General features: G+C 63.8%; 25 protein-coding genes and 1 tRNA gene. 11 read left to right on the top strand and 15 right to left on the bottom strand.

Going from position 1 to position 26,937, the window contains the following annotated elements; genetic code table 11:
- Positions 1 to 51: 51 nt before the first annotated feature.
- Genes OHA70_RS17905 through OHA70_RS17895 form a run of 3 tightly spaced genes read left to right on the top strand, consistent with a single transcriptional unit; the run spans position 52 to position 1,725 of the window.
- Complete coding sequence (locus OHA70_RS17905; RefSeq protein ID WP_328333959.1) at positions 52 to 1,020, top strand: iron-containing redox enzyme family protein; 969 nt, start codon at positions 52 to 54, stop codon at positions 1,018 to 1,020.
- Between the two features lies 1 nt (position 1,021).
- Complete coding sequence (locus OHA70_RS17900; RefSeq protein ID WP_328333957.1) at positions 1,022 to 1,558, top strand: alpha/beta fold hydrolase; 537 nt, start codon at positions 1,022 to 1,024, stop codon at positions 1,556 to 1,558.
- A complete protein-coding gene (locus OHA70_RS17895; RefSeq protein WP_328333955.1) occupies positions 1,555 to 1,725 on the top strand; it encodes a hypothetical protein in 171 nt (56 codons plus the stop codon). Before OHA70_RS17900 ends, OHA70_RS17895 begins: the two co-directional genes overlap by 4 nt.
- Here OHA70_RS17895 and OHA70_RS17890 read toward each other — a convergent pair.
- Genes OHA70_RS17890 through OHA70_RS17875 form a run of 4 tightly spaced genes read right to left on the bottom strand, consistent with a single transcriptional unit; the run spans position 1,722 to position 4,386 of the window.
- Positions 1,722 to 2,045: a plasmid stabilization protein gene (locus OHA70_RS17890; protein ID WP_328333953.1), complete on the bottom strand. Its 324-nt coding sequence runs from the start codon at positions 2,043 to 2,045 to the stop codon at positions 1,722 to 1,724. The two genes, OHA70_RS17895 and OHA70_RS17890, sit on opposite strands and share 4 nt — an antisense overlap.
- 13 nt (positions 2,046 to 2,058) lie before the next feature.
- Complete coding sequence (locus tag OHA70_RS17885) at positions 2,059 to 3,078, bottom strand: DNA topoisomerase IB (protein ID WP_328333951.1); 1,020 nt, start codon at positions 3,076 to 3,078, stop codon at positions 2,059 to 2,061.
- A gap of 18 nt (positions 3,079 to 3,096) precedes the next feature.
- Complete coding sequence (locus OHA70_RS17880; protein WP_328333949.1) at positions 3,097 to 3,405, bottom strand: hypothetical protein; 309 nt, start codon at positions 3,403 to 3,405, stop codon at positions 3,097 to 3,099.
- 57 nt (positions 3,406 to 3,462) lie between these two features.
- A complete protein-coding gene (locus OHA70_RS17875; RefSeq protein ID WP_328333947.1) occupies positions 3,463 to 4,386 on the bottom strand; it encodes a helix-turn-helix domain-containing protein in 924 nt (307 codons plus the stop codon).
- A 72-nt stretch (positions 4,387 to 4,458) separates the two neighbouring features.
- Between OHA70_RS17875 and OHA70_RS17870 the strand changes: the two genes are divergently transcribed.
- The 4 genes from OHA70_RS17870 (at position 4,459) to OHA70_RS17855 (ending at position 6,929) form a co-directional block, all read left to right on the top strand.
- Positions 4,459 to 4,770 carry a cupin domain-containing protein gene (locus OHA70_RS17870; RefSeq protein WP_328333945.1) on the top strand — a complete coding sequence of 104 codons (312 nt, stop codon included), beginning with the start codon at positions 4,459 to 4,461 and terminating at the stop codon, positions 4,768 to 4,770.
- 21 nt (positions 4,771 to 4,791) lie between these two features.
- Entirely contained in the window at positions 4,792 to 5,595 is an 804-nt protein-coding gene (locus OHA70_RS17865; protein ID WP_328333943.1) for an SDR family oxidoreductase, read from the top strand.
- Between the two features lie 22 nt (positions 5,596 to 5,617).
- Positions 5,618 to 6,799, top strand: coding sequence for an MFS transporter (locus OHA70_RS17860; protein ID WP_328333941.1), 1,182 nt, complete (start codon positions 5,618 to 5,620; stop codon positions 6,797 to 6,799).
- Positions 6,800 to 6,856: 57 nt separating this feature from the next.
- Positions 6,857 to 6,929: transfer RNA gene (locus OHA70_RS17855), tRNA-Thr, on the top strand.
- Between the two features lie 663 nt (positions 6,930 to 7,592).
- On the opposite strand, the gene OHA70_RS17850 is transcribed toward OHA70_RS17855, so the two are convergent.
- The 8 genes from OHA70_RS17850 to OHA70_RS17815 all read right to left on the bottom strand — a co-directional run bounded on the left by OHA70_RS17850 (position 7,593) and on the right by OHA70_RS17815 (position 22,654).
- A complete protein-coding gene (locus OHA70_RS17850) occupies positions 7,593 to 9,929 on the bottom strand; it encodes a GmrSD restriction endonuclease domain-containing protein (protein WP_328333939.1) in 2,337 nt (778 codons plus the stop codon).
- 553 nt (positions 9,930 to 10,482) lie between these two features.
- Positions 10,483 to 13,803: a type ISP restriction/modification enzyme gene (locus OHA70_RS17845; RefSeq protein ID WP_328333937.1), complete on the bottom strand. Its 3,321-nt coding sequence runs from the start codon at positions 13,801 to 13,803 to the stop codon at positions 10,483 to 10,485.
- Positions 13,804 to 14,594: 791 nt separating this feature from the next.
- Positions 14,595 to 16,082, bottom strand: a complete 1,488-nt coding sequence (locus OHA70_RS17840; RefSeq protein ID WP_328333935.1) for a class I SAM-dependent DNA methyltransferase — start codon at positions 16,080 to 16,082, stop codon at positions 14,595 to 14,597.
- A gap of 9 nt (positions 16,083 to 16,091) precedes the next feature.
- On the bottom strand, positions 16,092 to 16,457 hold the full coding sequence (locus OHA70_RS17835; protein ID WP_328333933.1) for a hypothetical protein: 366 nt from the start codon (positions 16,455 to 16,457) through the stop codon (positions 16,092 to 16,094).
- A gap of 69 nt (positions 16,458 to 16,526) precedes the next feature.
- Positions 16,527 to 17,414 (bottom strand): restriction endonuclease, encoded by an 888-nt coding sequence (locus OHA70_RS17830; RefSeq protein ID WP_328333931.1) that lies wholly within the window; start codon positions 17,412 to 17,414, stop codon positions 16,527 to 16,529.
- Between the two features lie 20 nt (positions 17,415 to 17,434).
- Positions 17,435 to 18,487 carry a restriction endonuclease subunit S gene (locus OHA70_RS17825; protein ID WP_328333929.1) on the bottom strand — a complete coding sequence of 351 codons (1,053 nt, stop codon included), beginning with the start codon at positions 18,485 to 18,487 and terminating at the stop codon, positions 17,435 to 17,437.
- 182 nt (positions 18,488 to 18,669) lie between these two features.
- A complete protein-coding gene (locus OHA70_RS17820) occupies positions 18,670 to 21,411 on the bottom strand; it encodes a type I restriction endonuclease subunit R (RefSeq protein WP_328333927.1) in 2,742 nt (913 codons plus the stop codon).
- Between the two features lie 334 nt (positions 21,412 to 21,745).
- Positions 21,746 to 22,654, bottom strand: coding sequence for a hypothetical protein (locus OHA70_RS17815; RefSeq protein ID WP_328333925.1), 909 nt, complete (start codon positions 22,652 to 22,654; stop codon positions 21,746 to 21,748).
- Between the two features lie 10 nt (positions 22,655 to 22,664).
- Here OHA70_RS17815 and OHA70_RS17810 point away from each other — a divergent pair, with 10 nt between their 5' ends.
- From OHA70_RS17810 to OHA70_RS17795, 4 genes are all read left to right on the top strand, one after another.
- Positions 22,665 to 23,474 carry an alpha/beta hydrolase gene (locus OHA70_RS17810; protein WP_328333924.1) on the top strand — a complete coding sequence of 270 codons (810 nt, stop codon included), beginning with the start codon at positions 22,665 to 22,667 and terminating at the stop codon, positions 23,472 to 23,474.
- Between the two features lie 109 nt (positions 23,475 to 23,583).
- Entirely contained in the window at positions 23,584 to 24,165 is a 582-nt protein-coding gene (locus tag OHA70_RS17805; protein ID WP_328333922.1) for a TetR/AcrR family transcriptional regulator, read from the top strand.
- Positions 24,166 to 24,240: 75 nt separating this feature from the next.
- Positions 24,241 to 24,741, top strand: coding sequence for a hypothetical protein (locus OHA70_RS17800; protein WP_328333920.1), 501 nt, complete (start codon positions 24,241 to 24,243; stop codon positions 24,739 to 24,741).
- A complete protein-coding gene (locus tag OHA70_RS17795; protein WP_328333918.1) occupies positions 24,738 to 25,076 on the top strand; it encodes a winged helix-turn-helix domain-containing protein in 339 nt (112 codons plus the stop codon). Before OHA70_RS17800 ends, OHA70_RS17795 begins: the two co-directional genes overlap by 4 nt.
- A gap of 46 nt (positions 25,077 to 25,122) precedes the next feature.
- On the opposite strand, the gene OHA70_RS17790 is transcribed toward OHA70_RS17795, so the two are convergent.
- From OHA70_RS17790 to OHA70_RS17780, 3 genes are read right to left on the bottom strand one after another with little or no spacing between them, the layout of a single operon-like run.
- Positions 25,123 to 26,019, bottom strand: coding sequence for an alpha/beta hydrolase (locus OHA70_RS17790; RefSeq protein ID WP_328333916.1), 897 nt, complete (start codon positions 26,017 to 26,019; stop codon positions 25,123 to 25,125).
- On the bottom strand, positions 26,016 to 26,456 hold the full coding sequence (locus tag OHA70_RS17785) for a nitroreductase family deazaflavin-dependent oxidoreductase (RefSeq protein ID WP_328333914.1): 441 nt from the start codon (positions 26,454 to 26,456) through the stop codon (positions 26,016 to 26,018). The genes OHA70_RS17790 and OHA70_RS17785 overlap by 4 nt, the downstream gene beginning before the upstream one ends.
- Positions 26,456 to 26,917 carry a cupin domain-containing protein gene (locus OHA70_RS17780; protein ID WP_328333912.1) on the bottom strand — a complete coding sequence of 154 codons (462 nt, stop codon included), beginning with the start codon at positions 26,915 to 26,917 and terminating at the stop codon, positions 26,456 to 26,458. Before OHA70_RS17780 ends, OHA70_RS17785 begins: the two co-directional genes overlap by 1 nt.
- Positions 26,918 to 26,937 lie beyond the last annotated feature (20 nt).

Here is a 26,937-nt window from a genome sequence, read left to right as displayed (position 1 = left end):
GTACCGGTACCCAGCGCCACACCCGGCGCGAAGCCGTGAAGGAGAACCACCATGTACCTCCCCCCACCCCGTGGACCGCTCAGCAGCTGGCTGATCGACCACCTGCTCGACCAGTCGGACACTCCCAGTCCGCCGGTCGCGTCCGACGAGCCGTGGGCGGACGAGGATCTCCAACTGGCGCTGTGGTGCTGCTACGAACTCCACTACCGCGGTTTCGACGAGGTCGACCCGGATGCGGAGTGGGACCTCAGCGTCCTGGCCTTCCGCGCCTCGCTCGAGCTTTGCTGGTCCGACTGGCTGCGCGCCACGTACTGGCCTGTCGTTGACGGCAAGCCTTCACAGCTGTTGCGAGAGCTGATCGACAACGACGACGGCCCGTCGCTCGCGGCCTACCTCCAACGCCACGCCGGGCTCGAAGAGTTCAGGGAGTTCGTCCTGAACAGATCGATCTACCAACTCAAAGAGGCCGACCCCCACAGCTTCGGCATCCCCCGCCTCGACGGCGCCACAAAGGCTGCCCTGGTAGAGATCCAGGCCGACGAGTACGGCGGCGGCCGCCCGGACCGCATGCACGCCGAGCTGTTCCGTACGACGATGCGCTGGCTGAACCTCGACGACACCTACGGCCACTACGTCCCCGAAGTACCGGCCGTCACTCTCGCGCTCTCGAACGTCATGTCCTACTTCGCCCTCCACCGCCGCTGGACCGGCGCCCTCCTCGGCCACCTGGCCGCCCTCGAGATGACCTCCACCCTCCCCAACCGCCGCTACGCCGCCGGCGCAACCCGCCTGGGCGCCGACCCCGCTGCCGCCCACTACTTCACCGAACACATCGAGGCCGACGCAGTCCACGAACAAATCGCCGCCCACGACCTCTGCGACAACTACGCGTCGGACCACCCCGATGCCATCCCCGACATCCTCTTCGGAGCAGCCTGCTGCCTGGGCCTCGACAACCTCCTCGCCCAGCGGCTCCTCTCGAGCTGGAACGCCGACGCCCGATCGAAGGTGGCCAGCTGACATGTTCGATGGATTCACGATGGACCGGATTGATGTCGGCGAGGTCAGCCTGCGGGTTCGGCACGGCGGGTCCGGGCCCGCCGTCGTACTGCTCCACGGACATCCCCGGACGCACACCACGTGGTACCAGGTTGCTCCTGCACTGGCCGCTGACTTCACCGTCGTCTGCCCCGACCTGCGTGGCTACGGGCAGTCGGACAAGCCGGCGGCGGACGATGCGCATACGCAGTACTCGAAGAGAGCGATGGCCGGCGACGTCGCCCGTCTGATGTCCGAGCTCGGGCACGACCGCTTCGCCGTGGTCGGGCACGACCGTGGCTCGCAGGTCGCCTACCGCACCGCCTTCGATCATCCCGAGCGAGTGAGCAAGCTGGTCGTGATGGACGGTGTGCCGGTGGTCGAGGCGCTGGAGCGGTGCGGTGACAAGTTCGCCGCGATGTGGTGGCACTGGTGGTTCTTCGCCCAGACCGCCAAGCCGGCCGAGCGGGTCATCTGCGCCGATCCCGAGACGGCCGCCAGATCGGCTGCCCGACGATGATGCTGTGGTCGACCCGCGACGACATGGAAGAGATCTACGGCAACCCGCTCGAGGTCTGGCACCCGTGGTGCCCGCAGATCGTCGGCCACGGCATCGACTCGACCCACCACATCGCGGAGAACGCGCCCGAGGAACTGGTCCGCAGCTTGCGAACCTTCCTGCGCTAGCGGCCGACCGCTTTCTCCAGTTGGGCCTTGTTCATCTTCGAGCGGCCCTTGATGTTCTTCTGCTTGGCCTCGTTGTAGAGCTGGTCCTTGGTCCGGCCCTGCGGCCCGCTGTGCGATCGCAGGCCGCCGCGCCGGCTCGAGGAGATGTCGTCGGTGGAGGTCTTGCTCTTCTGCTTCGCCTCGCCGGCGCGGGCGCGCTCCTTGTTCACCGTACGCGCCGCGATCTCCTCGGCGGTGTCCTCGCTGCGACCACGCTTCTTCAGCCCGGCCTTGATGTGCTCGTACTGCCGCTCACGCTTCTTGCTCGACCCTGCGGGCATGGTGGTACTCCTCTCATCCTGCGGCCCCGGTACCCAGCAACCGCGCGACCGAACGCTCCAAGCGCAGCCGAACAGCGGCCCGGTTGAGGTTGTCCGAGCCCGCCAGGCTGATCGCCCGGGCGATGGTCCGGCCTTCCTCGTACTGCGCGATCACCCGCGGATCGACGTACGACGCCCGCGCCACCGCCGGCGTATTGCCGAGATGCTCCGAGACGTCGCTGAGCATCGCCTTGACCGCCGCGGTAGTCGCCTTCTTCGTGTCCGGCGGATCCGCGTTGGCGAGCGCGACGGCAGCGTGCACGGTCGCCGTCCAGGTACGGAGGTCCTTGACCGTGTAGTCGTCGCCGACCAACTCCTGGAAGCGCCCATTGATCTGATCGGCATCGAGATCGTGCCAACCGTCACGGTCCCGATAGACCAGCAGGTGTGGGCTCTCGTGCCGGCTGCGCTTGAGCGCGGTGACCGCCGTGACCAGCTTGGCGTCCTCCAGCTCGAGCGTCCGCCGGATTCCGCCCTTCGCGGTGAAGTCGAAGACCAGTAGGCCTTTGCGGACTTTCACATCTGCTCGCAGCAGGGTCGCCGCTCCCCGACTGCCGTACTCCTCGGCGTACTGCGTATTGCCGGTCCGGAACACGCCATGGTCGAGCATCCTGAGCGCCACCGCGAGCACGCGCTCCTGGGTGAGGCCTTGCGAACACAGATCGCGGTCGACCGCTTTGCGGAAGGTGGGCAGGCGGCGCGCTAGGCGGCGTACCCGCTCGTGCTTGTCCGCATCCTGAGCCGTCCGCCACTCGTCGTGGTACAGGTACTGGCGCCGGCCGGCCTCATCGTTGCCGACGGCCTGGATATGCCCGTTGGGGTGCGGGCTGATCCAGACGTCCTGCCACGCGGGCGGGATCGCGAGGGACTTGATCCGCTCGATCACCTCGGCGTCCCGGATCACGTTGCCCTCAGCATCGAGATAGCTGAATCCGGTACCCCGCTTGCGCCGGGTGAAGCCGGGCCGGTCGACGTTGACTCTTCTCAGCCGCACGCCGTCCTGTACCCAGGGTTATTCGAGCTCCGCCGCGACGTTGGCGCCGGCCAGCAGCTTCGCGACCGCGGGGTTGGGCGTCGCCACGACCAGGTTGCGGCCCTTGGCTCGGAACCTCGCCTGCGCGTCCCGCAGGATCTGCGCCAGCAACTCAGCCCCGTTGACCGGAATGTCCAGCTGGAGCCGCAATGCACCGGCCCGCATCTCGGCGGCCTCCAGGAGCACCCGGCGCAGGGCCATTGCGACCGGAATGTCCATGATCCCGGCCACAGCCACCACCGCTCCACCGCCATCGACCACAGACAGGTCGATCCGGGCTCCACCCATACTCATCCCCCTGGCCGCATCATCAATTCCCAACCCTCGCTGCTGCCTTCCCCATCGTCAACTGAAGGCGCGGCGGTACGCGCTGGGAGTCGTCCGTACTGCGGCATAGAACCGCCGCCGCAAGTTGGTTGCCGACGACAGCCCAACCCTGGTGGCGATCGTCTCGATCGGCAGGTCCGTCTCCTCCAGCAACGCGCGGGTCCGGGCGATCCGCTGGGCCAGCAACCATTGCCCCGGGGGCATGCCGAGCTGCACTGCGAACCGTCTCGCGAGAGTTCGTGCGGAGACGTTGATCCTGGCTGCCAAGTCATCGATGCTCATGGGCTCCTCCAGGTGCTCGGCCGCCCAGTCCAGCAGCTCACCAAGAGACTCTGTTGGCGCCGCATCCGGCTCCGCCCGGTACTGGACCTGGCCGCCCTCCCGATGCGGCGGCATCACCATCCGCCGCGCAATCCGGCTGGCATAGGCGGCTCCGTGGTCGGCTCGGACCAACTGGAGGCACAGGTCGATCCCGGTACCCGAGCCGCCACTCGTCGCGATGTCGCCGTGGTCGATGTAGAGCACATCCGGATCGACCTGTACTGCGGGAAACCTGCGCTGGAGCTCATCGGCGTACCGCCAATGGGTGGCGACCCGTCGCCCATCAAGCAGCCCGGTCGCCGCCAGGAGAAACGCCCCCGAGCAGATGCTGACCAACCGCACCCCACGCCCGTGCGCTCGGTGGAGCGCCTCCAGCGTGGCCGTGGACGGCTCACGATTGAGCGGCAGCCACCCCGGCACGACAACCGTGTCCGCACCTCCGATCGCCTCCAACCCAGCCGTGACGAGCATGTCGAAGCCTTCAAGCGTCGCAACCGCCCCCGGCCGCTCGGTGCACACCTCGAACGAATACCGCTCGTCCCGGAACACCGTCGCCGCACATCCCAACTCAAAACTCCCCTGCGGCGCCGTCACCAGCGCAACAACCCGGTGAGTTCCCATGGCAGAAAAGTACCTGATCGAGACTATCCAGACACTGGGGACAACCCTGTGGATAACTGAAGAATCGTGGCCATGCAGAACTTCGAATGCGCCTTGGCCTCCGACATGCCCGCCCGCGAGCTCTTCCCAGGCATCCACCTCCGGACCCTCTGGAAGGGCGACATCGCCTCCGCCCATGTGCTCGAGATGGAGCCTGGCTCAGTGTGGGAAGGCATCGACGTCCATGCCCCGGGCCCGGAGGAGGTCTTCGTCGTCAGCGGGGTCTTCAACGACGGCATCCGCGACTACCCCGCCGGCTCCTTCATCCACGCCCCGGCCGGCTCGTCCCACGTCCCGCAGTCCCGGGAAGGTTGCGTTCTGTTTCTCTTCTATCCAGAAGGCTGAGTTCCGTGGCAGGGTCTCTCCATGACAAAAGTGAGCAACGCTCATGTTGTCGTCACCGGCGGATCGAGCGGAATCGGGCTGGCGACGGCCCGGCTGCTGGCTTCCCGGGGTGCTTCGGTCTCCCTGATCGCCCGCGGCGCCGACCGCTTGGAGTCGGCGGCTTTCGAGTTGCGCTCAGGCGGGGCCCTTGTCCGCACTGCGGCCGTAGACGTCGCCGACCAGGCTGCGTTGACTGCGGCTATCGACGGTTTCGTCGCTGAAGCAGGGCCATGCGATGTGTTGATCACGGCGGCCGGGTTGGCGCGGCCCGGCCATTTCCTCGAGCTGTCCGACGAGGTGTTCCGGAGCATGATCGAGGTCGACTACTTCGGCACGCTGTATGCCATTCGCGCGGTCGCGCCGGGAATGGTCTCGCGGGGCCGTGGCTCCATCGTGGCGATCAGCTCCAGTACCGCCCTACTCGGCTTCTTCGGCTATTCGGCGTACGCGCCGGCGAAGTTCGCAGTACGGGGCTTGATGGAGGCTTTGCGCAGCGAGCTGAAACCGGCCGGGGTGCATGTCGCGTGCGTCTTCCCGCCCGATGTGGACACGCCGCAGCTCGCCGAGGAGAACCTCTACAAGCCCGCCGAGACCGCCGCCATCTCCGGCACGATCAAACCGATCACCGCCGAGAAGGTTGCCTCCGACATCGTCCGCGCGATCGAACACCGGCGTTTCGCCGTCTACTCCGACCCCGGCATCGCCACACTGTCCGGGCTCGGTCCACTGCTCGCACCGGTCGTACGCCGGTTCATCGACCGCCGAGTGCGCGCTACTCTGCGGTAATCATTGGGGAGGGAGCAGTCGAATGGTGGAGGTCAAGCTGCGCAGTCGCTGGGGAGCGATTGCCGCATTCGCGGTCGTAGGAGCGGCAACCCAACTCGTCTGGCTGAACTTCGCCGGCGTCACAACGGTCGCCGCCGAACGGTACGACGTCTCAGAGAGCGCGATCGGCTGGCTAGCCCAGGTCTTCCCACTCCTGTACGTCGTACTGGCAATCCCCGCCGGCCTCATCCTCGACAAATGGTTCCGCAGCGGCCTTATCTTCGGCGCCGTACTGACAGCGCTCGGCGCGCTCCTGCGACTCGTCGGTGACGACTACGGCTGGCTGCTGGCCGGACAGATCCTGGCCTCCGTCGCCCAGCCGTTCGTCCTCAACGCCGTCACCGGCATCACCGGCCGCTACCTGGCCGAAAAAGACCGCCCAACCGGCATCGCCGCCGGCACCGCCAGCATCTTCGCCGGCATGGTCATCGCCTTCGCCCTCTCAGCAATCCTCCCCAAGAGCAACGACCTCCCCACCATGCTGTGGCTAACAGCAATCTTCTCCGTGATCGCCGCCGCCTGGCTAATAGTTGCCCTACGCACCCCCGGCGAACACAAACCCCTTCACCACCGCCCAGACCGCAACGCCCTGAAAATCGCCTGGTCCGACCCCCTGATCCGCCGCCTCTGCGTCCTAGCGATCTTCCCCTTCGGCGTCTTCGTAGCCATGACCACCTTCTCCCAGGCCCTACTGGAACCGGCTGGCGTCTCCGCCGGCACCGCCTCCACAATCCTTCTAGTCAACGTAGTAGCCGGAGTCGTGGGCAGCGCCGTAGTCCCAGTCCTAGTAGTCCGCCACCACGCCGAAGCCGCCCTACTGGTAGCCAGCCTCTCCTTCACCGCCCTAGCCTGCGCCGCCCTAGCCCTCTGGCCCGGCCAAGCCATGGCCTTCATAGCCATAACCCTGATCGGCTTCCTCCTGCTCCCCGCCCTACCCATAGTCCTAGAACTGGTAGAACGCCGAACCGGCGAAGCAGAAGGCACAGCCGCCGGCCTAATCTGGATGTCCGGCAACCTAGGCGGCCTACTAGTAGCCACCCTCGTAGGCCTACTCGTAAACCACCCAAAGCCCGCCTTCCTAGTGATGGCAGCCGTAGCCCTAATCGCAGTCCCCGGCGCCCAAGCCCTCCGCCGCCCCATAGCCACCCTCAACACCCCGAACTAACCCCAACCCACCCCCCGCCACCCATCCACTACGATGGACCCGCACTCCGGTGCACCCGCCGACGTGGCGCAACTGGCAGCGCACCGCTCTTGTAAAGCGGTGGTTAGGGGTTCGAGTCCCCTCGTCGGCTCAAAATACTTCTTCCCACGCGCGCTCCGCAGGCGCTCCTCCGTCGCACCAGCTACGCCCGCTCCCGCCCACCCGACCTCCTGCGGGCTGCGCCCGCCTACTGCGCGCTCCGCGCGCCATCAACCGCACTGCCCAGCCCGGCCTCATAGCAACTGGCCGTTGGGCGAACCCAGTTGCGAGATACTGCCAGGGCGCGATCTCCGCCAACACTGGCTGACCCTGCTCGTGGATCCTCCGCAACGCGTCCTCCACCTGCTCCGCCACCTCCGGATTCCCATCCGCCGGTCGATGTAGTCATCCACGGTCGCCCTGGATTGCCCAAAACTGGCCAGCAACCCTCCGCGACGTCTGCGCGCCAGCTGAGGCCGAAGATCCACCTTCGCCCATAGCGACCGGAGTCGACACCGTCTCAACTACCTAGCCATAAGCGGTTCGAGAATGCCCGCAGACCTTCGGACGAGACGATGACGGGGCGAACTACGCCTCTTCAGGCGGCTGATCCGAGCTCACACACTTGAGACTTCCACCCGCCGTCAGATACCACCTAACGGATCGTGGTCCTCGACCCCCCGTCAGCACAGCGCACCCAGCCTCCGCGTCTGACAACAACGACGCAGTCACCGTCGGCGCGATTTCGGCCGACGCCGACCGACCGCGCACGCGATTACTTGAACCATCGATTGTGCTGATAAGCATAGGCATCAGGTCCGTCGAGCTCGTGCGTCGTGTTGTTCAGCCGGACGAGGAAGACTGCTCCCTTCGCCCCGAGCTTTGTTCGGCGGGTGTAGACCGGTTCGGAGGCGGGCGCAATGTCTATCCGGGCCACCGTGCGTTCGTCGACGCTGCCGAATCTAACCGTCACGTTGGCCGTCACAGCCTTCCCGAAGTCCTGTACGAGCAGTTCGGTCAGCCACTGTTCCCACGCGTCGGTGTTCTTCTTCGAGAAGATGGTGAGGTCCTCCTCCAGACCCAGCACCGACCCGTCATCCTCGACGCCAACAAGGAGCGTCCCGCCGTGACCGTTCATGAAGCCGGCGACCGTCTTGATCACCGCCCACTCGATTGCGCGATCCTTTTGCCCGGTCGACAAGTTCTTCCGGCCAGTGGACTTGAACTCGATGACCTTGCTCTCGCCGGCTTTGATCAGTGACTGGATCCCCCGCGCGAGCGCAGCACCGCCCCGGTTCGAGACGAATGGGCTGCCCCGTTCGTCTCCCCTGTTCACCGGTCGGCCGGTCGCATCCTCGATGTGGCGGATCAGGCGCTCGTACCGCGCATCGAAGACGGCAGCGAAGTCGTCCTGCCGCAGCGCTACCGGGTCGATGTCGTGGCTGGTGACAATCGCGTCCAGGTCTTGCGGAGTCACCGGTACACCGTTCTCGAGCGAGGCTAAGTATCCGCTCGGAGCGCCTGCACCAATGTATCCCCAGGTCTGACCGTCGATGGCCGTTTTGTTGACGATGCAGTTGGCGAACGCGCTGTCGATACCGTTCGCGGAGCACCACTTCTGCGGGAAGATGTGGCGAATGTCGATTGAGTCGGCGGTGTAAGCCTTTGCATCGATCGTCTCACCAGTGCGGAAGTCGCGACCTCCACGTTTCATCACGAGCGCGTAAAGGCCCTTGTACGCAGCACTGTTCCGGGTACGAAGGCCGAGCAGCCGCTCCGCCTGGAACTGCGACTCACGAACCGTGCGCGGCTCCTCAGCCTCATCTTGGATCCAGGCAAGCATGTCCTGGAGGTCATTGACGAACCGGGTCTCGGTGGTGCCGCCATACAGCTCACCGAAAACGCCGCACCAATACCACCGCCGCAGCTGCGCCCGCGGACCGGGTGTGAATGCGCCATCGCCGAGCAGCGTCAGGATCGCAGTCAACGGGACGAGTTGAGTGCTGTAGGGAAGGTCACGAGCCCTGAAGATGCGCTCGCCTTGAAGGAAACGGACTACGCGCTGCAGCGACTCGGTGACGGCATCAGCCCAGCGCCGGTATCCACTTAGCGGCAGGGACAGCATTTCGCGGCGTTTGGCGGATACTGCCGGCACTCGGTCCCCCCGAACACGATCCCGCGTGCGTTCTTCCCAACGGCTCCGCGTCCAGAGCAACGTGACGATCTGCAAAAAGGTCGTTGCGTCCAGGTCTGCCAGCAGCGGCTCCTCAGCCCAGGTCGCCTGCCGCCGTTCCCAGTCGTCGCGCAACCGAAAGTTCTCAGCGGCGAACGTCGCCGTCAGTAGCTCGAAGACCGTCAGCTCAACACCACCCGTGTTGACCTTCTCGAAGACCTGGCAGACGGCCTCCTTGGAGGTCTTCTGGTCAAGTGCGATCCGAGGAACGCTGTAGTGCAAGAAGGGCGATATCAGCGCCTCCTGGAACCCTTTCCATACCTGCAACTGTTTGTCCATCGAGTCGCCTGCCTGCAAGAAGGCATACTGCCAATCAAGGGTGGCGTTCTGATCGAGCACAATGTCGAGCGGGAAAAGTCCGGCTTTGCCCGCTCTTACCTGCGCTTCGGTGGTCGAGGCATCAACCAGGACTTCCCCGCGGGAGCTGAGCCGCCGTCTGTCAGCCGGAAGAGACAGGATTGCATCGTTCCGGTCAGCATCCGGGTCGATGCAGGCGTCGATGTCGGCGAAGTACCTTCGCTCCACCTCATTCTTCCGAGTATCCCGGGTGCGGACCGGCAACCCGGAACGGAGCGCCAAGTAGAGCGACGTCGTACGTTGCTGTCCATCGAGCAACAGATACTTCGGTTCGGTCATCGCCGTGGGAGACTCGACCCCCTCCAACAGCCTGGGGAGAAAACGCACATCAGAGTTCCCAGTTTCCAGCGTCATCACTGCGCCGATCGGAAACGACCGAGAGACCGACGCGAGCAAGCTGACGATATGGTCGTCGTCCCACACCCATCCGCGTTGAAAGTCCGGAAGTTGCAGTACCCCCTGACGCGCTTGGTTCAGTAGATCCGCCAGCGGCACGTCTCCGCTTTCGAATGTCTTGGCCATCTCAACTCTCCCCACAGGTTTCACTCTGGCGAAACATTCGGGCTGGCTCTATCGGCGCAGACTCAACGATCCGCTGGACTCTTCGGCCCCCGCGCCTCGAGCAAGCATCTTGCCATCGCCGATGCACGAAGACGAGTGTGAGAGCACACTGCTTTGGCCTTCATCGCCGAGAGACCTGACTAGCAGTTCTGCACAGATCTGTGTCGCCTCCGCCATTGGCGAAGCTGCGATATCTGCCTGGCGGTATGCGGCGCAGGCATCCAGCAGCCTTTTGACGCTATCCGCGCAGCGCTCGATCGGCTGGAGGTCCGAATCACAGAGCTATGGAAGCCCACGAGGAGCTGCGCGCCCCGCGAGATGTCAATATGCCCAGTCCAGCGTTGACGAGTCCATTCGGCTAACCTGATCTACACGCCAGGGCAAGACGTTGCGGACCTGTCTTCGCCCGCTGCCTCGCGGATCCGCTCGCCTCCGGGCTCACCGCAAGACAGCTCGGGTCGGTGAGCAGGAAAGACGACATGCGCGTTGGGTAACGGGCAAGCAATTGAGGTCCTCAGAACAGGCGATCGTCGCCAGCGATCGTCAGCCGTCGCGCCGCCGCTGGTGGAGGAAGCACAGAAGCAGCCGTCAGATCTCCGATCATGATTAGTCTCCCTGCCAGGACTCGTTGTAGCAGATCCGCCTGACGTGATTCGAGAGCCACACAGCCTTCGATCACCGCGACAAGGGAACGAAGCTCCTCGGTCATCGCAAGAGTCCATCGATCCGCGACTATTGTGTCCAAGTCGGACCCACCACGCCGACCAGCGGGGGTCCTTTTCCGGTAGTCGAACCAGTGCTTGATAACGCGCATACCCGAGACCTCGTAATCCCAGGCTGCCTCACTGACAGGTCCGATCCGGCCAAGGCCAACTTTCAGAAGCCGGTCATCCCCGGCGTGTTCGACCGTGTCGGGCATCTCTTCCGCTGAGCCGGGGATCGGTGTGAGCACTGCAGGTCGCCGGGCCAGGTGTGCATCCTGTGCCGCTCTGGGTACAGCTTCTTCGAAGAACTCGAAGTAGGTGTGCAACCAGATGACCTCTCGACCGATCTCGACTGCCTCTCGCCACAGCTTTGGATCCGAGGTCATCGGCACCCGAGGCCCACCTTGCTGAAGTTGGTCGCGGAAGCGGTTCGAATAGTCAGAGTGCGCGATGACAGACGCGACGTACGCCATGACATCTGCATCGGAGACGGCGGTAGCCAACACCTTCCGAAGCAGTTTCGTCAGCCCGGGAGCGATATTCGGCACCAGGGCGGTCGCATCACAATACAGAGGGTGCACCCGGCCGCCTCGGCCTTTGTAGAAGTGCACATCTGGTACGTACCGACTGAACACTGCTGCTGGTCCGCCGGTGATCGGATCGTTGACCTGGGTCACCAAATAGACCTGCTGTTCGCTGTGTGAGTTCCACAAAGCCGGCCGTGGAAAATCGATGACGCGCTGATCGGAAATGAGGTACTGCCGATCAAAGCTCCGGTATCCGACAGCGGACAAGTTGGTCGAACGCGTTTTCTCGTTGCGCAGAGACACGCGATGCCTGCCGACGAGGTGAGATGGAAGAACCTTATCTATCGTCCTGTCTCGGGTCTCCTTGAGAAGCCCCCGCTTCTCGTTCGCTGACGCCAACACGAAGCGACGCCACCGCTCCCGAAGAATCGTGGCGCTGGGCGAATGCACCCAGGCCCTGTTGGTCGTGAACCCCAAGGAACCTGCCGGGAACAGGTCTCCGACTTGCGGGTACTGAGCCCATGAGTCTTGCCTGACTGGCCGAAGTGGCGCGGTCCAGTCTCGTGCGCAGCCACTCCAACCCTCGGTGGACGCGCCGAGGTCGTCGAGCGCTGCGAACTTGACCGCCTGCGTGCCCTGCACCGACGTGTGCAGAATCGTGGCAGGTACGGTCGGATTCGCGGTTGCTTGCCTTACGAAAATTCCGATGCACACCGGGTGGGGGACCCCGGGAAACACACGAGTGTTGATGCTCGACCGATGGCCCTCCGGCGAAAGGTCGATGATCCACCCTCGGTCGGCCTGCCGCCGCAGGTAGCGGCGCATGCCAGCGAATGCCGGTCCGTCGAGATAGGCCTGGGTCGTGATGAACGCGACCACCCCGGCCGCCGAGTCCGGGGTCGACTCGAACGCCTTCCACAGAGCCCATCGCCAGAAGTAGATGGCCAGGTCATGAAGCTTGTGCTCATGCTTCCCGTTGCTCTCTTCGCGGAAGTCGTCCAGCAACGCGCTCCCCTTCCGGTCGGCGTGAAGTACCCACTTCCCGTAGCTCTTCGCTCGTGCGCGATACGGAGGGTTACCGAGGACTACCATCACCTGTTCCTCGGCCTTCACCTTGTTTGCCGCCCGGCGTGAATCGGCAAGAGGTGCGTACAGCCGCGCTCGCACGGGAAGTGGAACCTTATTCGGATCGTCAAGCGTGTCGGCCACGTAGAGCCGGAAGTCTTCGCCTTTCGCCTCGGCGTTGTGGGTATCCAAAGCTCGGTCCAGCTTCAACTCCGCTACCGCGTACGGTCCGATCTGGCGCTCGAATCCGATCATCCTGCTGAGCAGCGCCCTCAGCGATGCCGGGACATCACCACCCTCGCCGGCGGTAGTCTCAGCGACCCGGTCGAGAACGCTCTGCAAGAAAGTCCCGGTGCCCATAGCCGGATCTAGTACGACGACGGCCGGGTCCGAGAGGCCGGTCCCTATACGGAGTTGAGTCCGCAGAACCTCGTCCACGAAGCGTGCCATGAAGTCGGCAATAGGGGCCGGCGTGTAGTAGGCACCGGTCTGCTTCCGCAGCGCCGGGTCGTAGGCCTGGAGGAACTCCTCGTAGAGCCAGTGGTACGAGCCGGCGGAGGGCCACCGACTCCAATCGGCTGCGCCGATTACCCGCCTCATGGTTTGTAGTGCAACGCTACGTTCCTCGACGCTAAGTCCGCGATCCGGGCGGGCAGTGAGGATAGACAGGGCCCGGCCTACCAACAGGTGGCGCTTCGCCAAGCGTTCGCCAACGTCCGGGATCTCAAGGCCCTCGAAGATCACCCCCTCTCGTCTCGCAAGGAGGAGCCCGAACGTAATCGTCTGAGCGTAGGCGTCGATGAACTCGTCGTCAGTGAGATCTGGGAAGAGCCACTCCTGCCAGTCCGCAAGATGCTCCGTGAATAACGGCCGCGAATCGCCCTTGCGCTCCTTGCGCACTGATTCGCTCACTTCTTCCCGCAGGAAGGAGCACAGGCCCGCCGAGATCTTGATCAGCGTCCGTAGATCTCGCGGCGCCGTGGGCTCCCAAAGCAGGAAAGTGCTCATCAGGGAAGCGAATCCGCTATCGCGCGGTCGGAGTCTGGATCCAGCGCGAGTCAGATCCCCTTCAAGTACGATCGGCAGGCCGATAGGTTGCCCGTAATGATAGACAGCCCAGGTGGAACCGTCGGTATACATGACGTTCGGCAAGGCTTTGAAGCGTTCCCACTGCGAGCGATCGCGCGTCTTTCCCCATCGCGTGCCGCCCGGCACGCCCATACCCGGAGCCTTCAGTTCGACGACCCCGATCCGGGCGCCTGCCACGTCTACAGCCAGATCGGGTCGAATCCCCAAAGAACGTTCAGGAGCTTCGCTGTGAACGAGTGCCTGCAAACCGAGCAGGCGAGCGACATCAAGCAAGAGCGCTTCTACTGCTGAGGTGAGGTTTGCCTCCGACTGACCTACGCCCGCACGCAACTTGGGCGCAACAAGCGAACCAAACTTCGACACGGCCTCATCCAAGCGCCTCCCGAAGTCGTCGACCGGGTCGGCGCCAGCGCGCGCCTTGCCGTGTTTTCGTTCGTCAGTACGCCCCACGGACCCTCCTTGCGGACTACCAGCAGAACCCTGGTTGCTCCCCTCGCCGCAGGACGCCAATCGAGTGTCGTCACCGCTACACTCCGTTGCCCCAGAATGGGCGACACGATCTGAATCTGCAAGATCGTGCGCCAGGATGCTTTCCACCACAGGTTTCCGACGCATCGAATCTCACGCGACCTCGTCGCAGGATTTCCGCGCCTCCGGCCGCGGCGCATCTTCAAGGCCAACGGATGAGCGACCACGCAGCGCAGCGTCACTGGCGGGCTGACCTTCTGTCGGCCGCGAACTCCAATTCACCTCACCAGTTGACAGAATTCCACCGCGCAGTGGTCGTCGGCGATCCTCAAGAGATCCGACAGCTACCTGACTAGCGATGCTTCATGGATTCAGAGTCCTCCATCGGACCTGGAGGGAGGTTAGGAGATCGCGGGCAGCCCCGACTCCCAGGCCCGCAAGCGCCTAGTCGAGCCACGACGGTTCTCGATCGCAGAGTTGCGCCGGGACTTGGGTCTGATCGGGCGGGATCAGCCGCCGGTCGACGATCACCGTCTGTCTGACGTGTTTCGGCCAGCAGCCCCCGCCGCAGCGCGATCCCAGACTGATCTTCAGCCAAGTCATCAGGAGGCAACAGCCAATGCCTTGTTACGAGTGACCAAGCCACGGCGGCGAGAGGGGTCGGTCGGCGAGCGAGCATGTCGCGGAGCGCCGGTTCGGCGCTGGACATAGTCGAAGTGCCCCTCGCCAAGTCTTGGACGAGGACCACGTCGGCAATGGCGGTGAGGAGCCGCCTACTCCGGGACCGCGTTCTCGAGTGCAGCCGCTACCGCTTCGAACTCCACGAGCGCTGCGGTAAGGTCCTCGACGATCTCGCGGGCGATGATCTCGGGCGCGGGAAGGTTGTCAGCGTCCTCGAGCGAGTCGTCACGTAGCCAGGTGATATCGAGATTGACCTTGTCGCGAGAGATGAGCTCGTCGTACGGGAATGGCTTCCAGCGCTCAGACTCGACCCGCTCGTCGCGAGCCTTGCCGGTGAGATAGGAGTCGACGAACTCATCGAGGTGCTGACGACGTAACGGGTTCTGCTTGAGGGTGAAGTGTTGGTTGGTCCGCAGGTCGTAGACCCAGAATGTTTTTGTCCACGGCAGCTCTGACGCAGGCTTCTTGTCAAAGAACAGCACGTTCGCCTTCACGCCCTGGGCGTAGAAAATCCCGGTCGGCAGACGAAGCATCGTGTGCAGATCGAAGTCAGCCAACAGTTTGCGGCGCAGGGTCTCGCCAGCTCCGCCCTCGAAGAGGACGTTGTCCGGCAGCACGACCGCAGCGCGTCCGTTGATGTCGAGCGTCGTCATGATGTGCTGCAGGAAGTTGAGCTGCTTGTTGCCCGTCGTGACGACGAAGTCCTGCCGCTCGATTTCCAGGTCCTCACGCACCTCGCGTCCGTCCGCGCCGACCATTGTCAACGACGACTTCCGGCCGAACGGCGGATTGGACAGCACGACGGACCACCGCTGGCCGGGGTCCGCGATAAGCGCGTCCCGGACGTCGATCAGCGAGTCGCCGTCCGGTGTACCAATGCCATGGAGCAGGAGGTTCATCGCGGCCAATCGCGCAGTTCCGTCAACCAGTTCGATGCCAGAGACGAACCGGTCGCGCAGGTGCTCGCGCTGCGTCGGCGTGAGGTTTTCAGCACCCTCTGAGGCGTGCTCGTGAGCAACCAGAAGGAAGCCGCCAGTGCCGCAGGCTGGGTCGACGACGGTGTCTGCCGGCTTGGGGTCGACGACATCGACGATCGCCCGAATCAGGTCGCGCGGCGTGAAGTACTGACCAGCTCCAGAGCCCTTGTCTGATGCGCCCTTGGAGAGCAGTTCCTCGTACGCATCCCCCTTGAGGTCGGTTCCAGAGGCGGACCAGTTCTCCTGATCGATGAGGTCGACGATGAGCCGCTTGAGCTTCGCAGGATCCTGAATGCGGTTCTGCGCCTTGCGGAAGATGGTGCCGAGCGTTCCAGGCTGCTGCGCCAGGCCGACGAGGATCCTGGTGTACTCCAGCTCCAGGGCCGTTCCCTCTGCATCGAGCAGCAGCTGCCACGAGTATTCGTCCGGAACGATCTGCTGCGGGTTCAATCTCCGGGTTGAACGCTCGTGCGCCATCTTCAGGAACAGAAGGAAGGTCAGCTGCTCGGTATATTCGATGACACCGACGCCGTCGTCGCGCAATACGTTGCAATAGGACCACAGCTTGTCGACGAGCCGACGTGCGTCAGGAGTAGTAGTCATAGGTTGCCTTCACTTGATTGGTCCAGAAGATGAGCCGCTGGTCTGCTGTCGGCCTTGAAGCGAGGAGCCCAACTGTGCAGCTAGGCTATAGAAGCCAGTGCCGGCGTCGTTCTCGTTTAGGTAGAGCACGATCGACGAGACGAGCGCGCCCACCTTCGACAGATCCCTCTTTGCGACCTCCCCTAGCAGTGCTCCCATCGCGGCGCGCTCGCTGTCCTTCGTAAAGTCGAACGGACGAGCACCTGTGCGCCGATGCAGGACCGAGTTCAGCTCTGAATACGAGGTGGTGCGGCGGATGCGCCCCCGCTCGGCCAAGAAGTCGCCAGTCGCGTCGATGAGCTCGCTCCACTCGAGCTCGTCCCGGCCCCAAATCACGTGGTTGTCTCCTTCGCCACTACTCGATCCGACCTTCTTGGCTGGCGACTGTCGGCCAAGTTGTTGCCATCAGAGTGCCTCGAAGAAGTCTTCGTCGAGCTGGTAGAGCGTTGCTGTGGTCTCTGCCTGAACGCCGACGCCGTGACGCAGCATGAGCTGGGCAAGCCTGGCGCCGTCGATGAGCTCGATCCGGAACGCCACTCGCTCCGCTTCCTCGCGTGCCCCGGAGCTGAAGGAGCTGGTCGTGATAAACACGCCCCGATCACCCTGTGCGCCCATGAGAGCGCCGACGAAGGACTGAATCGTTGGCCGGTGGATGACCTTGTCGGTCGCGTACCTCTTGGCCTGCACATAGATGCGGTCCAGTCCCAGCGGGTCCTGGCTGATGATTCCGTCGATCCCCGCGTCGCCGCTCGCCCTGGTGCGCTCAACCCGACCCGCGTGACCGTATCCCATCTCGGCGAGCAGCTTCATCACCAAGTCCTCGAACCCAATGGAGGGAAGTGCCAGCGCACGCTGGAGCAATTCGTTCTCAATGACGGCTCCGTTTTCCCTCACCGCCTGTTCAAGCAGATCCTGCGGTGTCGCCGACGGCTCGGCAGCCGGTAGAGCTTTTTCTGCAGGAGTTTCCACCTCTCGGGTCCGGTTGCGGAACGCAATGTATGCCGGGTACTTCTCCAACACTTTCAGGCTAATTTGCTCCGGGTTCGCGTCGAGAGCCTGCCGGCCGAGGTCACTGATGCGGACGATGCCACGCTGAGGGCGCTCCACCAACCCTGCCTGCGACAGATACGTCAGGGCCCAGGCGACCCGATTGTCGATAGTCCGCTGGCGCCCGCTCGGGAGCAACTCGGCCTGCTCCCCATCTGTCAGAGCGAACTCCGCGGCCATCGCGTCCTTGACCGCGCGAGAGCGCTTCGACTCCCCATCCGAGAGATGAGCCAGCACCGGTCGCATCAACGTCTGAAAGTCTGGAATCACGCGCCGACCAGCCCTCTAACCGCGAACAGTCCACGGTCGTCGGCCAGCCGACCCGAGAACGCGGCGGCAAGAAGCGAGCGACGTAGCCCCCCTTCCTGAGCTATCGCCGTGCCGAGGGCCGTTTCGAGCCGCTCTCGGCTTTCAACGACTACGGCATGTTCGCTCACACGCAGCGCCTGTTCCTCTAGTGGGGGAACCGGTAAGGGAAAAGCTTTTAGCTTCGTCCCATTCACGTTGGCTTGGCCAACTTGCTGAGAGACCACGGACGCGACGTACTCGCGACCAACCGGACTGTTGATCACCATGTTGGCCCATTCAGGAAGTACTCCGGTGCGAAGTCGAACCCTTATTAAGTACGAGGCAAAGGACGCAGTGCGATCGGAATCGAAGACTGCCGACTTCCCCACAAGTTCTGCACTGTTTGTACGGTTGAAGAGAAGATCCCCCGGCTCGAGAAATAGCTTGGGGAAATCGCGGTGGTCGGAAGGTAGGTACTTCAGTGAATTCCAGACGAGCGCCCCGTCCCTCACATTGCCCATGCGGAGCACCGGCACGTCATCTTCGTCGGTACTGGGTCCGCATTTCGCTCCTGAGCCATACTGGATCACCTCGGCCTGCTCACCAATGGTCGACATGTATCCACGCCTACGGCCTCTACCTACCTGATGTGCGAGTGACGACATCACCATCGTGTTAGCGCGGCGAAGTGCTGCGCGCAGCGACCCAATCGCAGCATCGAGGCGGGACAGATGGTCTTCGAGGAGATCGACGATGCGGCGCTGCTCATCGAGTTCCGGAACGAACGGAACTGGTATGCGTCGAACATCGGCCACATTGAGGTGCAGAACCGTCGAGCCCGCGGCATTTGCGTTGATCCAGGCCTGCGACTGCGGTGCCATGAGCAAGTACAGCAAGAACCTGCCGTCTACGCGCTCATCATCGGGACGAAGTAGCACGGTGCGCTGTCCCAGACAGACGGGGACGGCCACAGGTACGGCACCGACCTGACCCATTGGCGCCTCGCGGGAAAAAATTAGGTCACCCGGCACCGGTATAGCTCGGCGTGTCCAATCCAGGTACGTAGCCTCGTCGACTGGCTTAGCAACATCAAGGGATATCCGCCCATTCCGCACGGCTCGAGTTCCGATCGAGTACCCAAAGGTTTTTCCCTCGGTCGCCGGTGCCGTTCGATGCTCGCAATCGACAACTTTAGAAATGTCTCCTAGCACAGTCACGCGGTGAGTTCCTCGTTCAGCTCGTCAATAAGGTCGGCGGCACGGTCGCCGAGGTCACGCAGGGCGCCGTCAGTGCCTCCGCGTTCGGTGAAGGGGGCGTCGTCGAGGTCTTCGCGCCGGATGCCGGCGGAGTTCGCGATGACCGAGACCATGCGGTCGAGCCACCATCGTTCGCGTTCAGTGAAGGTGACGCTGGCTTGCTCCTGTTGGGCTAGCCATCCGACGTATTTCTCGCGCACGCGTTCAGCATAGGGAACGAGTTCGTCGTCGGTGCCGACGGTGTAGCGCATCAAGGAGACCAGGTCGGTCAGGGTGTGGGTGGAGCTGTTGCGGACGTTCGTGAATTCGACCGCGACGTATGCGTTCCAGATGATATCTGGGGTCCAGTTGTACGGCGGCCGAGCGATCCGGTCGGCGAGCTCCTGGATGTATGCGAACTCGATGCGGCGTTCGCCGGCCTCGTAGGCCAGTTGAATCGCCGTGATCTGATCGCGATGCTCATTCAGGTAGTCGCGCCAGGACTCCACGATGGACGTTGCGCGGCTCTTGTCGATGACGCCGCCGGCTTCAAGCAGTTCATCGCGGGTGACCTCATCGATGATTCGGTCGTGAGCACGTCTGAGTTCGAGGATCCGGTTGCGAAGCTCAGGGTTAGCGGCGAGGGGTTCGATGGCGGTCTCCACCAGATCCGTTGCAGATCTTCCAGTCCGAGCAACGGTGTCCGGGTCGACGGCATCGACGAGCCCGCGCACGATGTCGTGGATGGGCTGGCCAGCCACGGCATCGAGCTCGTTGCGCTCTGATTCGGTGAGGTCGAGTCCCAGCTTGGCTAGTCGGGATGCGAGGGTTGCGGCTTCATCCTCTGTGAGGGTGAGTGCGGCAGCCTTGTCGAGCAGCTTCTTGAGGCTGACGCTCCTCTGCCGGTTGAGCGGGGGTTCGACGTACCCGTGCTCGGTGACGCCGATTGCATCGACGATGACGAAGCGTGTCTTGTTCTCAGAGTCCGGAGTAACGGCTTGGAAATCTGCGCGGCTGATGGTGCGGGCGCCGCGGCCCTTCATCTGCTCGAAGTACTGCGCGGAGCGGACGTCGCGCAAGAAGAACACGCACTCCAGCGGCTTTACGTCCGTCCCGGTGGCGATCATGTCGACAGTGACCGCGATGCGAAGGGTTGGCGACGTGCGAAGCGCCTGGAGCTGCTCCTTAGCATTGCGGGCGCTGTAGGTGATCTTGGCTGCGAAGTCGTTGCCCTTTCCGAAGACCCGCCGGACCTGGGTAACTATCTCCTCTGCGTGGTTGTCGTCCTTGGCGAAGATCAGTGTTTTCGGGACCGTCGTGCGGCCAGGAAAGATTTCGCTGGAGAGACGGTCGCGGAAGGTCTCCAGTACAGTGTTGATCTGATCCGTGGCGGTCACAGCACGGTCGAGCTGTGGAGCGCGGTACTCCAGGTCCTCGTCGAGCGCTTCGAGTCGCTGCACCCTGGTCCGTCGGTCAACGGTGGGTACGATCGTGCCGGCCTCGATGGTCGATCCCTGCTCACTGACTTTGGTACGTATCCGATAGATGTCGAAGTCAACGTTGACTCCATCGGCCACCGACTGCGGATAGGTGTACTCCGACACCAGGTTCTGCCGAAAGAATCCGAACGTCTGCTTGCCCGGAGTGGCCGTGAGGCCAACGACATGGGCATCGAAGTACTCCAGCACGCCGCGCCACACGCCGTAGATGCTGCGGTGGGCCTCGTCGACGATCACGAGGTCGAATGTCTCGGGAGGCAACACGTCGCTGTAGGAGACGGTGACCGGGGTGTCCGGAACGAACTCGTCCAGACCGGGGTCATCAGCGTCGGTAACCTCGCCGTCCTGCAGGAACTTGTAGACCCGCTGGATGGTCGAGATGGTCACCTTCGTCGAGCCGAGCGGGCCTGCACTGGAGAGCTTGGCGACGTTATAGAGCTCGGTGAAGCGACGGCCGTCGTCAGGGGTGCGGTAGTTCTGGAACTCCGCGAGTGTCTGGTCGGCGAGGTTGTTGCGATCGACTAGGAAAAGGATCCGGTTGAACCCGCCATGCTTGAGCAGCCGATAGGACTGCGTTACCGCGGCGAAGGTCTTGCCGGCCCCGGTGGCCATCTGCACTAGCGATCGGTCGAACCGTTGCTCGGCGAGGCTTCGCTCGATCCCGTTGATCGCTTCGATCTGCGCCGGACGAAGAGGACTGTGATCGAGCTCCGGCAGCCTGGCGACCTTGGCCCGCCACGTCGGTACCTCGGGCTCGGCGTCGGCGTCTCGGAGTAGCCGAGCCAGTGTGTCTGGCCTGGGAATGTTGAAGATCAGTCGAGCTCGCGGCTCGGGATCGAAGCCGTTGGTGAAGTGGGTCTCGATCCCGCTAGCCTCGAAGACGAAAGGTAGACGTCCGTCCTTGGCCTTCGCAGCGAGCCTGACGTCGGCGGGGAGTCCGTCGGCGTACATAGCCGACTGCCATTCCACACCAGAGAGTGTGGTGCCCACTGGCTTGGCTTCAATGACACCGACGACCGCCTTGTCGACGTACAGCAGATAGTCGACCCGGCCGTGCCCAAGTTTCATCACTACTTCCCGGACTGCGATTCCCTGGCCGGCGAACAGGTTCAGGTTCTTCTTGTCTTGGACCTTCCACCCCGCAGCGTCGAGCTGGCTGTCGATCAGGACGCGAGCGCGCTGCTCCGCCGCGACCCGCCCAGGATCATCGGCCGGTGTCATAGAGGCCTCAGACTACTTCGCTCCACCGACACTGTTGCCTTCCTTGGATCTGCTGCCGATAGAGGTTTGACAATGAGTGGCACCACTTTTCCATCTGATCTAGATGCTGTCTGCGGTTCGAGCCAGGCCTGAGCACTGCTGAGGCGCAGTCGCATGGCCTCTGCAGTGCCGACCCGATCTGTCACACAACATTCCCTCGCTTTGGGCGGCGCGGGCAGGTGCCCGCTTCGATTCGCAGCTTGTTCACTCCCGCCTCCTTGATATCGCAAATTGCGACTCTCTGTTACCGCAACCGGGAGTGTCGCCGTCCTTGACGCCTCTTCTACGGGGCCGATCAGCGTCGGCGCTCCTCGATTGATCGGCGTTCTGTCGCGACGGTGTCGGCGAAACGTGCGCGGAGTTCGGGTAGCGAGGCGTGACCAGTGGCAGAGAGGCTCGCGAGAGCTCGGGCTAGGGGCCAATGGACGATGGATCCTTCGTATGCGTGGTAGACGCCGATGCTTTCGATCGACAGTTCGTCGTCGGAGTCGGCGAGTGCACAGGCCAGGACTTGGCGGAGTGTTCGAGGGAGTGAGTTTTCAGGGCGTAGCTCGCACTTGACTTCGATGAGGGTGCGGCCGAGTAGTAGATCGCCTGCGGCAAAACGATTGGCGAAGGTGGGTCTGATCGCTATGGGGTCGCCGAATCCGGTCAGCGTGGATCGTGCTGGGCCGAGGTACCGCCGCCAGAGTTCAAGTAGTACCTGGACGGCTTCGCTAGATGGTTCGGTTCGAAGGTGGGTCCAGAACGCGGTCAGGTTCTCTGGGGTGTTGAGTTCCGTTTTCGGGAGTTCGTAGGCGATGGATTCGAGGTAGGCCATCTGCCAGCACAGCCTTGTAGCAGCAAATTGCTGGTCGTGATCGTTGGAAGTGTCGCGGTCGTTGTCTGACGCAACTTTTTGCCACATCGACAACTCGCCGCTGCCGGTCGAAGGTTCGTAGCCCAGGGATCTGAACGCGTCGATCCCTGCCGTCAAGGAGATGTCGCCCGCAAGAGCGGCGTACGGAAAGGACTTGGCCAGGTCGAATCCAATGCGGAACTCGATGGCGGCTCCGATGATGTTTGGCGCCGGTGACGCTGGCATGGGATTCCCGCGTGGACGACGTAGGAGAGTCTTCAACCACGGGCGGATGAACGGCTCGTGGTGAGGGAGGTGTTCGTCGAAGAAGGTGTTGACCGGGCTCTTCGGGTCGGCCAATGCCACTGTGAGAGACATGTCAAGCGATGCTCTCTCGATTTGCCATGGCGACTTCCCCAGGAGCAGGCGTCATCGTTGGGAGTATCGCAGGCCGGTTCCGTCGGTGCGCTGCGCCGAGCGCGAGCCGATCCGATGGAGGCCACTGGCCGTTTTACTGACCGGATTGGATGGCAAGTGGTGCGTGGCGATGCGCATCGATGACTCCCCTGGCGGGGAGTCTTTGCAGGTCACGGCATGTTCGGACAACTTTGGCAATCATCGAGATGTCTGGGAAGGCAAAGCGGTGGTTAGGGGTTCGGGTCCCCTCGTCGGCTCTCTGAACGTGGTGCTGGTCGGTCACAGCTACGGCGAGCTCGTCATCACCTCCGTCGTCAACGAGGTCCCCGAGCGGATCAAGCACCTGGTCTACCTGGACGCCATGGTCCCCGAGGATGGCGAGTCCGCGGTCGACGTCGTCCCCATGTCTCAATTCCTGATCGACCAGGCCGCCACGACCGACACCCCTTGGCGCATCCCGCCGCTGCCTGAGATGCCCGCGGGCTTGTTCGGCGTCACCGACCCCGAGGATCAGGCCTGGCTGCGCACGATGCTTTCCGACGACGCGGTCGGCTGTTTCCAGCAGCCGGTCCGGCTGGACAACCCTGCCACGACGAGGATTCCCCGTACGCACATCGAGTGCACTGTCGGTGCCCCGCCGGACCGGCGGCCGGTGGCCCCGTTCCAGCCCAACGGCGACCCCGCACAGGTCTGGGAGCTGCCCACCGGTCACGACTGCATGATCACAATGCCGGCCGAACTCACCGAACTGCTGCTCAAGCTCAGCTGACCTGCGTGCTCTGCCGCCGCGGCGCTCGACTCCGCTGCCGCCTTTACCAAGGCGCGTTGGGCCGCTGGATAGCCGACGACCCGGAGCCCTGGTCTGCGATCATTGCGACGTGAGCGAGCCAGTTTCGAAGGCTGCCGGACGTCGGCGCGGACCGCGGCGCGATGCGCTCGACAATCGTGACCGCGTCTTGGTGGCCGCCACCATCGCGGTCCGCCGTGAAGGTGCCGCTGTACCTATGGCGACCATCGCGGCGGACGCCGGCGTCGGCGTCGGGACCGTCTACCGCCACTTCCCTTCCCGCGATGCGCTCCTCGGAGCCCTGGCACACCGCTCCGCCGAGATGGTCCTGGACGCCGCGCGTTCAGCTGCCGCCGGCGACAGGCCACCGCTCGATGCCATTCGTGCCTTCCTCTACCAGACCATCAGGCACGGCAGGGAGCTCGTTCTCCCGATGCAGAGTGGTCAGCCGCTGACCGACCCCGCCACCAAGGCAGTGATGGCCGAGGTGCACCGCACCCTCGAATCGCTGCTCAGGCAGGGCCGCGACGACGGTACGATCCGCGCCGAGATCAGCAAGGCCGATGTCGTCGTGTTCGGCGCCCTGCTGACTCAGCAACTCCCGCAGGCCGGAAACTGGACCCAGGTGGCCCGCCGCCTGGCAGACATCTTCATCGCCGGCCTTCAGCCCTGACCGCACCTCTCGCTACTTGCCTTATGGGAAACTAGTGACTAGTTTCTAGAGAGGAAAACAGTCGAGGAGGCAACCATGAGCGATCAGAACGAACGGCGCAGCGCCGCGGAGGCACTAACCGCGGTTCGTGTTCACCAGGAACGGACGCGGCGGCGCGCACGACTGCCGTGGTGGGTCTACGCGGCGGTGTTCGCGGTGACCGCTGCCGGGTCGGCGCTCAACGACCTCGTCGATCTCACGGGCGCAAAGTTGACAGCGGTGCTGGTTCTGGTGGGACTGGCCGTGGTGTTTGCGACGAGCAGAGCTGACGTCTCGCTGCTCGGGAGGCTTCGGGGAGTTGAGCCGCAGCGGTCCATCAGCCCGTGGGCGTTTGGTCTGGTGGCGTTCACCGGCGGAGTCGGGGCTTGGTTGATCTCGCGGTACGGAGGCGACGTAACCCTGGATCTTGCCAACGCGATCGGCCTCGGTCGCTACCCGAACACCGCGGCCGGAATCGTTTACGGGATCGCGTTCACCGCATTGTTCGGCCTTGGTCATCTTCTGACCGCGGCATCGCGTCGACGCGCGGATCTGTGACCTCTTCGGTGCCGTCAGGTCGCCCGCCAGAGCTAGATCGTCTGCTGTCGGAACCGACGCGCCTGGCAATCATGTCGGTGCTCTGCGCAACGCAATGGTGCGACTTCGGTTTCCTGCGTGACGCGGTGGCCTTGTCGGATTCCGCACTGTCAAAGCAGCTGACGACCCTGAAGACGGACGGCAAGATCGAGCAACGACGCACCTACCTCGGACGGGTTCCCAAAACCACGGTTCAAGCAACCGACGAGGGCCGGCAGCAGTTCCTGCGCCACGTCCAAGCGCTACGGCAGATCGTCGAACAAGCCCCGGTCCCGCAGCAGCGCGACGACCCGTAGCCTGCGAGGCGCTCGGCTCGCGCAGGCTGCCGCGGTTGTTCTTCGGCTATTCGGTGACCCAATGCGCCTTGGTGAAGGCTGCAGCGGAGTCGAGCGCTGTGGCACCTTCGTCGAGAAGTGCGGCAAAGCCTTGGAAGACGTGCGGCACCTCCGGCCACACCTGCAGCTGGACCGGTACGTCGTACGCGGCGGCGCGGGCCGCAAGTCGGGTGGCGTCGTCGAGAAGGATCTCGTGGGAGCCGGCCTGGATGAGCAGCGGCGGCAGACCGGTGAGGTCGGCGAAGATCGGGCTCGCTGTCCCGACCGCAGGATCCCCGCCGGCCAAGTAGTCGCCGACCCGGCGGCGAAGACCGTCAAGGGTCAGGGCCGGGTCGACCTCGGCCTTGGTCTTCATGCTCTCACCGGACAAGGTGAGGTCGACGAACGGCGAGAAGACCGCTGCCGATGATGGCTGCGGCAAACCCGCCTCCTTGAGAGCGACAAGTGTCGCTACCACCAGACCGCCGCCCGCCGACTCCCCCACGAAGGCGACCCGGGAATTCGGCACGCCGCTGTCGAGCAGTGCCTGATACGCGGCGACCGCGTCCGTGATCGCGGCGGGATACCGATGCTCGGGAGCGAGCCGGTAGTCGACGGTGATCGCACGCGCGCCGACCCGCCGAGCAACGTCGGCCGCCAATCCGACCGAGTCCCGCGCTGACCCGAGGGCGTATCCACCGCCGTGGAAGTACAGCACGACGACCGAAGGATCGTTGTCCGGAGTCTCGACCGTGATCACCGGTACACCGCCGAGCTCGCCCGGCGTTGTGACGATGTCGTCGGCCAGCGGCACCGAGGAGATCATCTCGTGAAAGATCACCCGCTGCTCGTCGACGTCTCCACCGATGTCGAACTCGCCGTGCCGCAGAATCTGGTCGAGCTGCTCGCGTTGCTGGCGGCTCATCGGGCCGTCTCCTTCGGGTTGTCGGAGTCGGCGAGAGGCGTCAAGGCAATCACCGGGATGATCCGATCGGTCTTCTGCTGATAGCCGGCGAAGCCTGGGTAGCGGCGGGCTTGTTCGGCGAAGTACATGTCCCGCTCGTCGCCACGCAGTTCGACAGCCTGGACGGCGATCGTGTCGCCGCCGACTTCGATCTGTACTTCGGGATGGGCGAGCAGGTTGTGATACCAGGCAGGATTGCTGTCGGAGCCCGCCTTGGAGGCGAATACGAGATAGCGTCCTCCGTCCAGCAGATACATCATCGGAGTGATCCGCGGCTCGCCGGAACGAGCGCCTGTGCTGTGCAGCAGGAGGAGTGGCGCTCCTTCGAAGTTCCCACCAACCTTGCCGTTGTTGGCGCGAAATTCCTCGATCACCCGGCTGTTGTGGTCGGCGGTCATCAGCGTGGTGGTCCGACGATGACGTTGCCGTACTTCGTGGCGATCGCCGGATCGGGTTTGACCTCGTGACCGGGCGGACGCGGTGTGGACTTGTCCCGGCCGGTTTCGCGGAACATCCCTTCGATACCGGCCGGGGTGTTGATCATCAGCAGGTCGGCCCTCTTGGAAGTGATCCGGTACGCATGCGGTATCTGCTTGGGCAGGAACACCACTCCCCCCTCGGCCAGTTCGTACTCCTCGTCGTCACACCAGACCAGCGCGGTCCCCTTGATCAGCAGGAAGATCTCGTCCTCGTTGGTGTGCTGGTGGTACGGCGGCGCCTCGCCCTCCTCGACGTCGAAGCGGCCCATCATCAACTGGCCGTTCGTGGCCAGCCCGTCGAGCAGCACCGCCAGGGTGCCCCCGTCCAGCCATTCGAGTTGTTGTTGCTGCTGCGGTTGCGCGATATAGGCCATGCTCATTGCCGACTCCAATCAACCTA

Source organism: Kribbella sp. NBC_00382 (assembly GCF_036067295.1).
Taxonomy (GTDB): Bacteria; Actinomycetota; Actinomycetes; order Propionibacteriales; family Kribbellaceae; genus Kribbella.
Note: the sequence above shows the minus strand (reverse complement) of the source record. Positions and strands in the feature narration are given on the sequence as shown.

Excerpts from the sequence above, each read along its gene's own strand:
- OHA70_RS17905 (WP_328333959.1), top strand. The coding sequence starts at position 52 with ATGTACCTCCCCCCACCCCGTGGACCGCTCAGCAGCTGGCTGATCGAC.
- OHA70_RS17900 (WP_328333957.1), top strand. The coding sequence starts at position 1,022 with ATGTTCGATGGATTCACGATGGACCGGATTGATGTCGGCGAGGTCAGC.
- OHA70_RS17895 (WP_328333955.1), top strand. The coding sequence starts at position 1,555 with ATGATGCTGTGGTCGACCCGCGACGACATGGAAGAGATCTACGGCAAC.
- OHA70_RS17890 (WP_328333953.1), bottom strand. The coding sequence starts at position 2,045 with ATGCCCGCAGGGTCGAGCAAGAAGCGTGAGCGGCAGTACGAGCACATC.
- OHA70_RS17880 (WP_328333949.1), bottom strand. The coding sequence starts at position 3,405 with ATGGGTGGAGCCCGGATCGACCTGTCTGTGGTCGATGGCGGTGGAGCG.
- OHA70_RS17875 (WP_328333947.1), bottom strand. The coding sequence starts at position 4,386 with ATGGGAACTCACCGGGTTGTTGCGCTGGTGACGGCGCCGCAGGGGAGT.
- OHA70_RS17870 (WP_328333945.1), top strand. The coding sequence starts at position 4,459 with ATGCAGAACTTCGAATGCGCCTTGGCCTCCGACATGCCCGCCCGCGAG.
- OHA70_RS17865 (WP_328333943.1), top strand. The coding sequence starts at position 4,792 with ATGACAAAAGTGAGCAACGCTCATGTTGTCGTCACCGGCGGATCGAGC.
- OHA70_RS17860 (WP_328333941.1), top strand. The coding sequence starts at position 5,618 with ATGGTGGAGGTCAAGCTGCGCAGTCGCTGGGGAGCGATTGCCGCATTC.
- OHA70_RS17850 (WP_328333939.1), bottom strand. The coding sequence starts at position 9,929 with ATGGCCAAGACATTCGAAAGCGGAGACGTGCCGCTGGCGGATCTACTG.
- OHA70_RS17840 (WP_328333935.1), bottom strand. The coding sequence starts at position 16,082 with ATGACTACTACTCCTGACGCACGTCGGCTCGTCGACAAGCTGTGGTCC.
- OHA70_RS17830 (WP_328333931.1), bottom strand. The coding sequence starts at position 17,414 with ATGCGACCGGTGCTGGCTCATCTCTCGGATGGGGAGTCGAAGCGCTCT.
- OHA70_RS17820 (WP_328333927.1), bottom strand. The coding sequence starts at position 21,411 with ATGACACCGGCCGATGATCCTGGGCGGGTCGCGGCGGAGCAGCGCGCT.
- OHA70_RS17810 (WP_328333924.1), top strand. The coding sequence starts at position 22,665 with ATGTCAAGCGATGCTCTCTCGATTTGCCATGGCGACTTCCCCAGGAGC.
- OHA70_RS17800 (WP_328333920.1), top strand. The coding sequence starts at position 24,241 with ATGAGCGATCAGAACGAACGGCGCAGCGCCGCGGAGGCACTAACCGCG.
- OHA70_RS17790 (WP_328333916.1), bottom strand. The coding sequence starts at position 26,019 with ATGAGCCGCCAGCAACGCGAGCAGCTCGACCAGATTCTGCGGCACGGC.
- OHA70_RS17785 (WP_328333914.1), bottom strand. The coding sequence starts at position 26,456 with ATGACCGCCGACCACAACAGCCGGGTGATCGAGGAATTTCGCGCCAAC.
- OHA70_RS17780 (WP_328333912.1), bottom strand. The coding sequence starts at position 26,917 with ATGAGCATGGCCTATATCGCGCAACCGCAGCAGCAACAACAACTCGAA.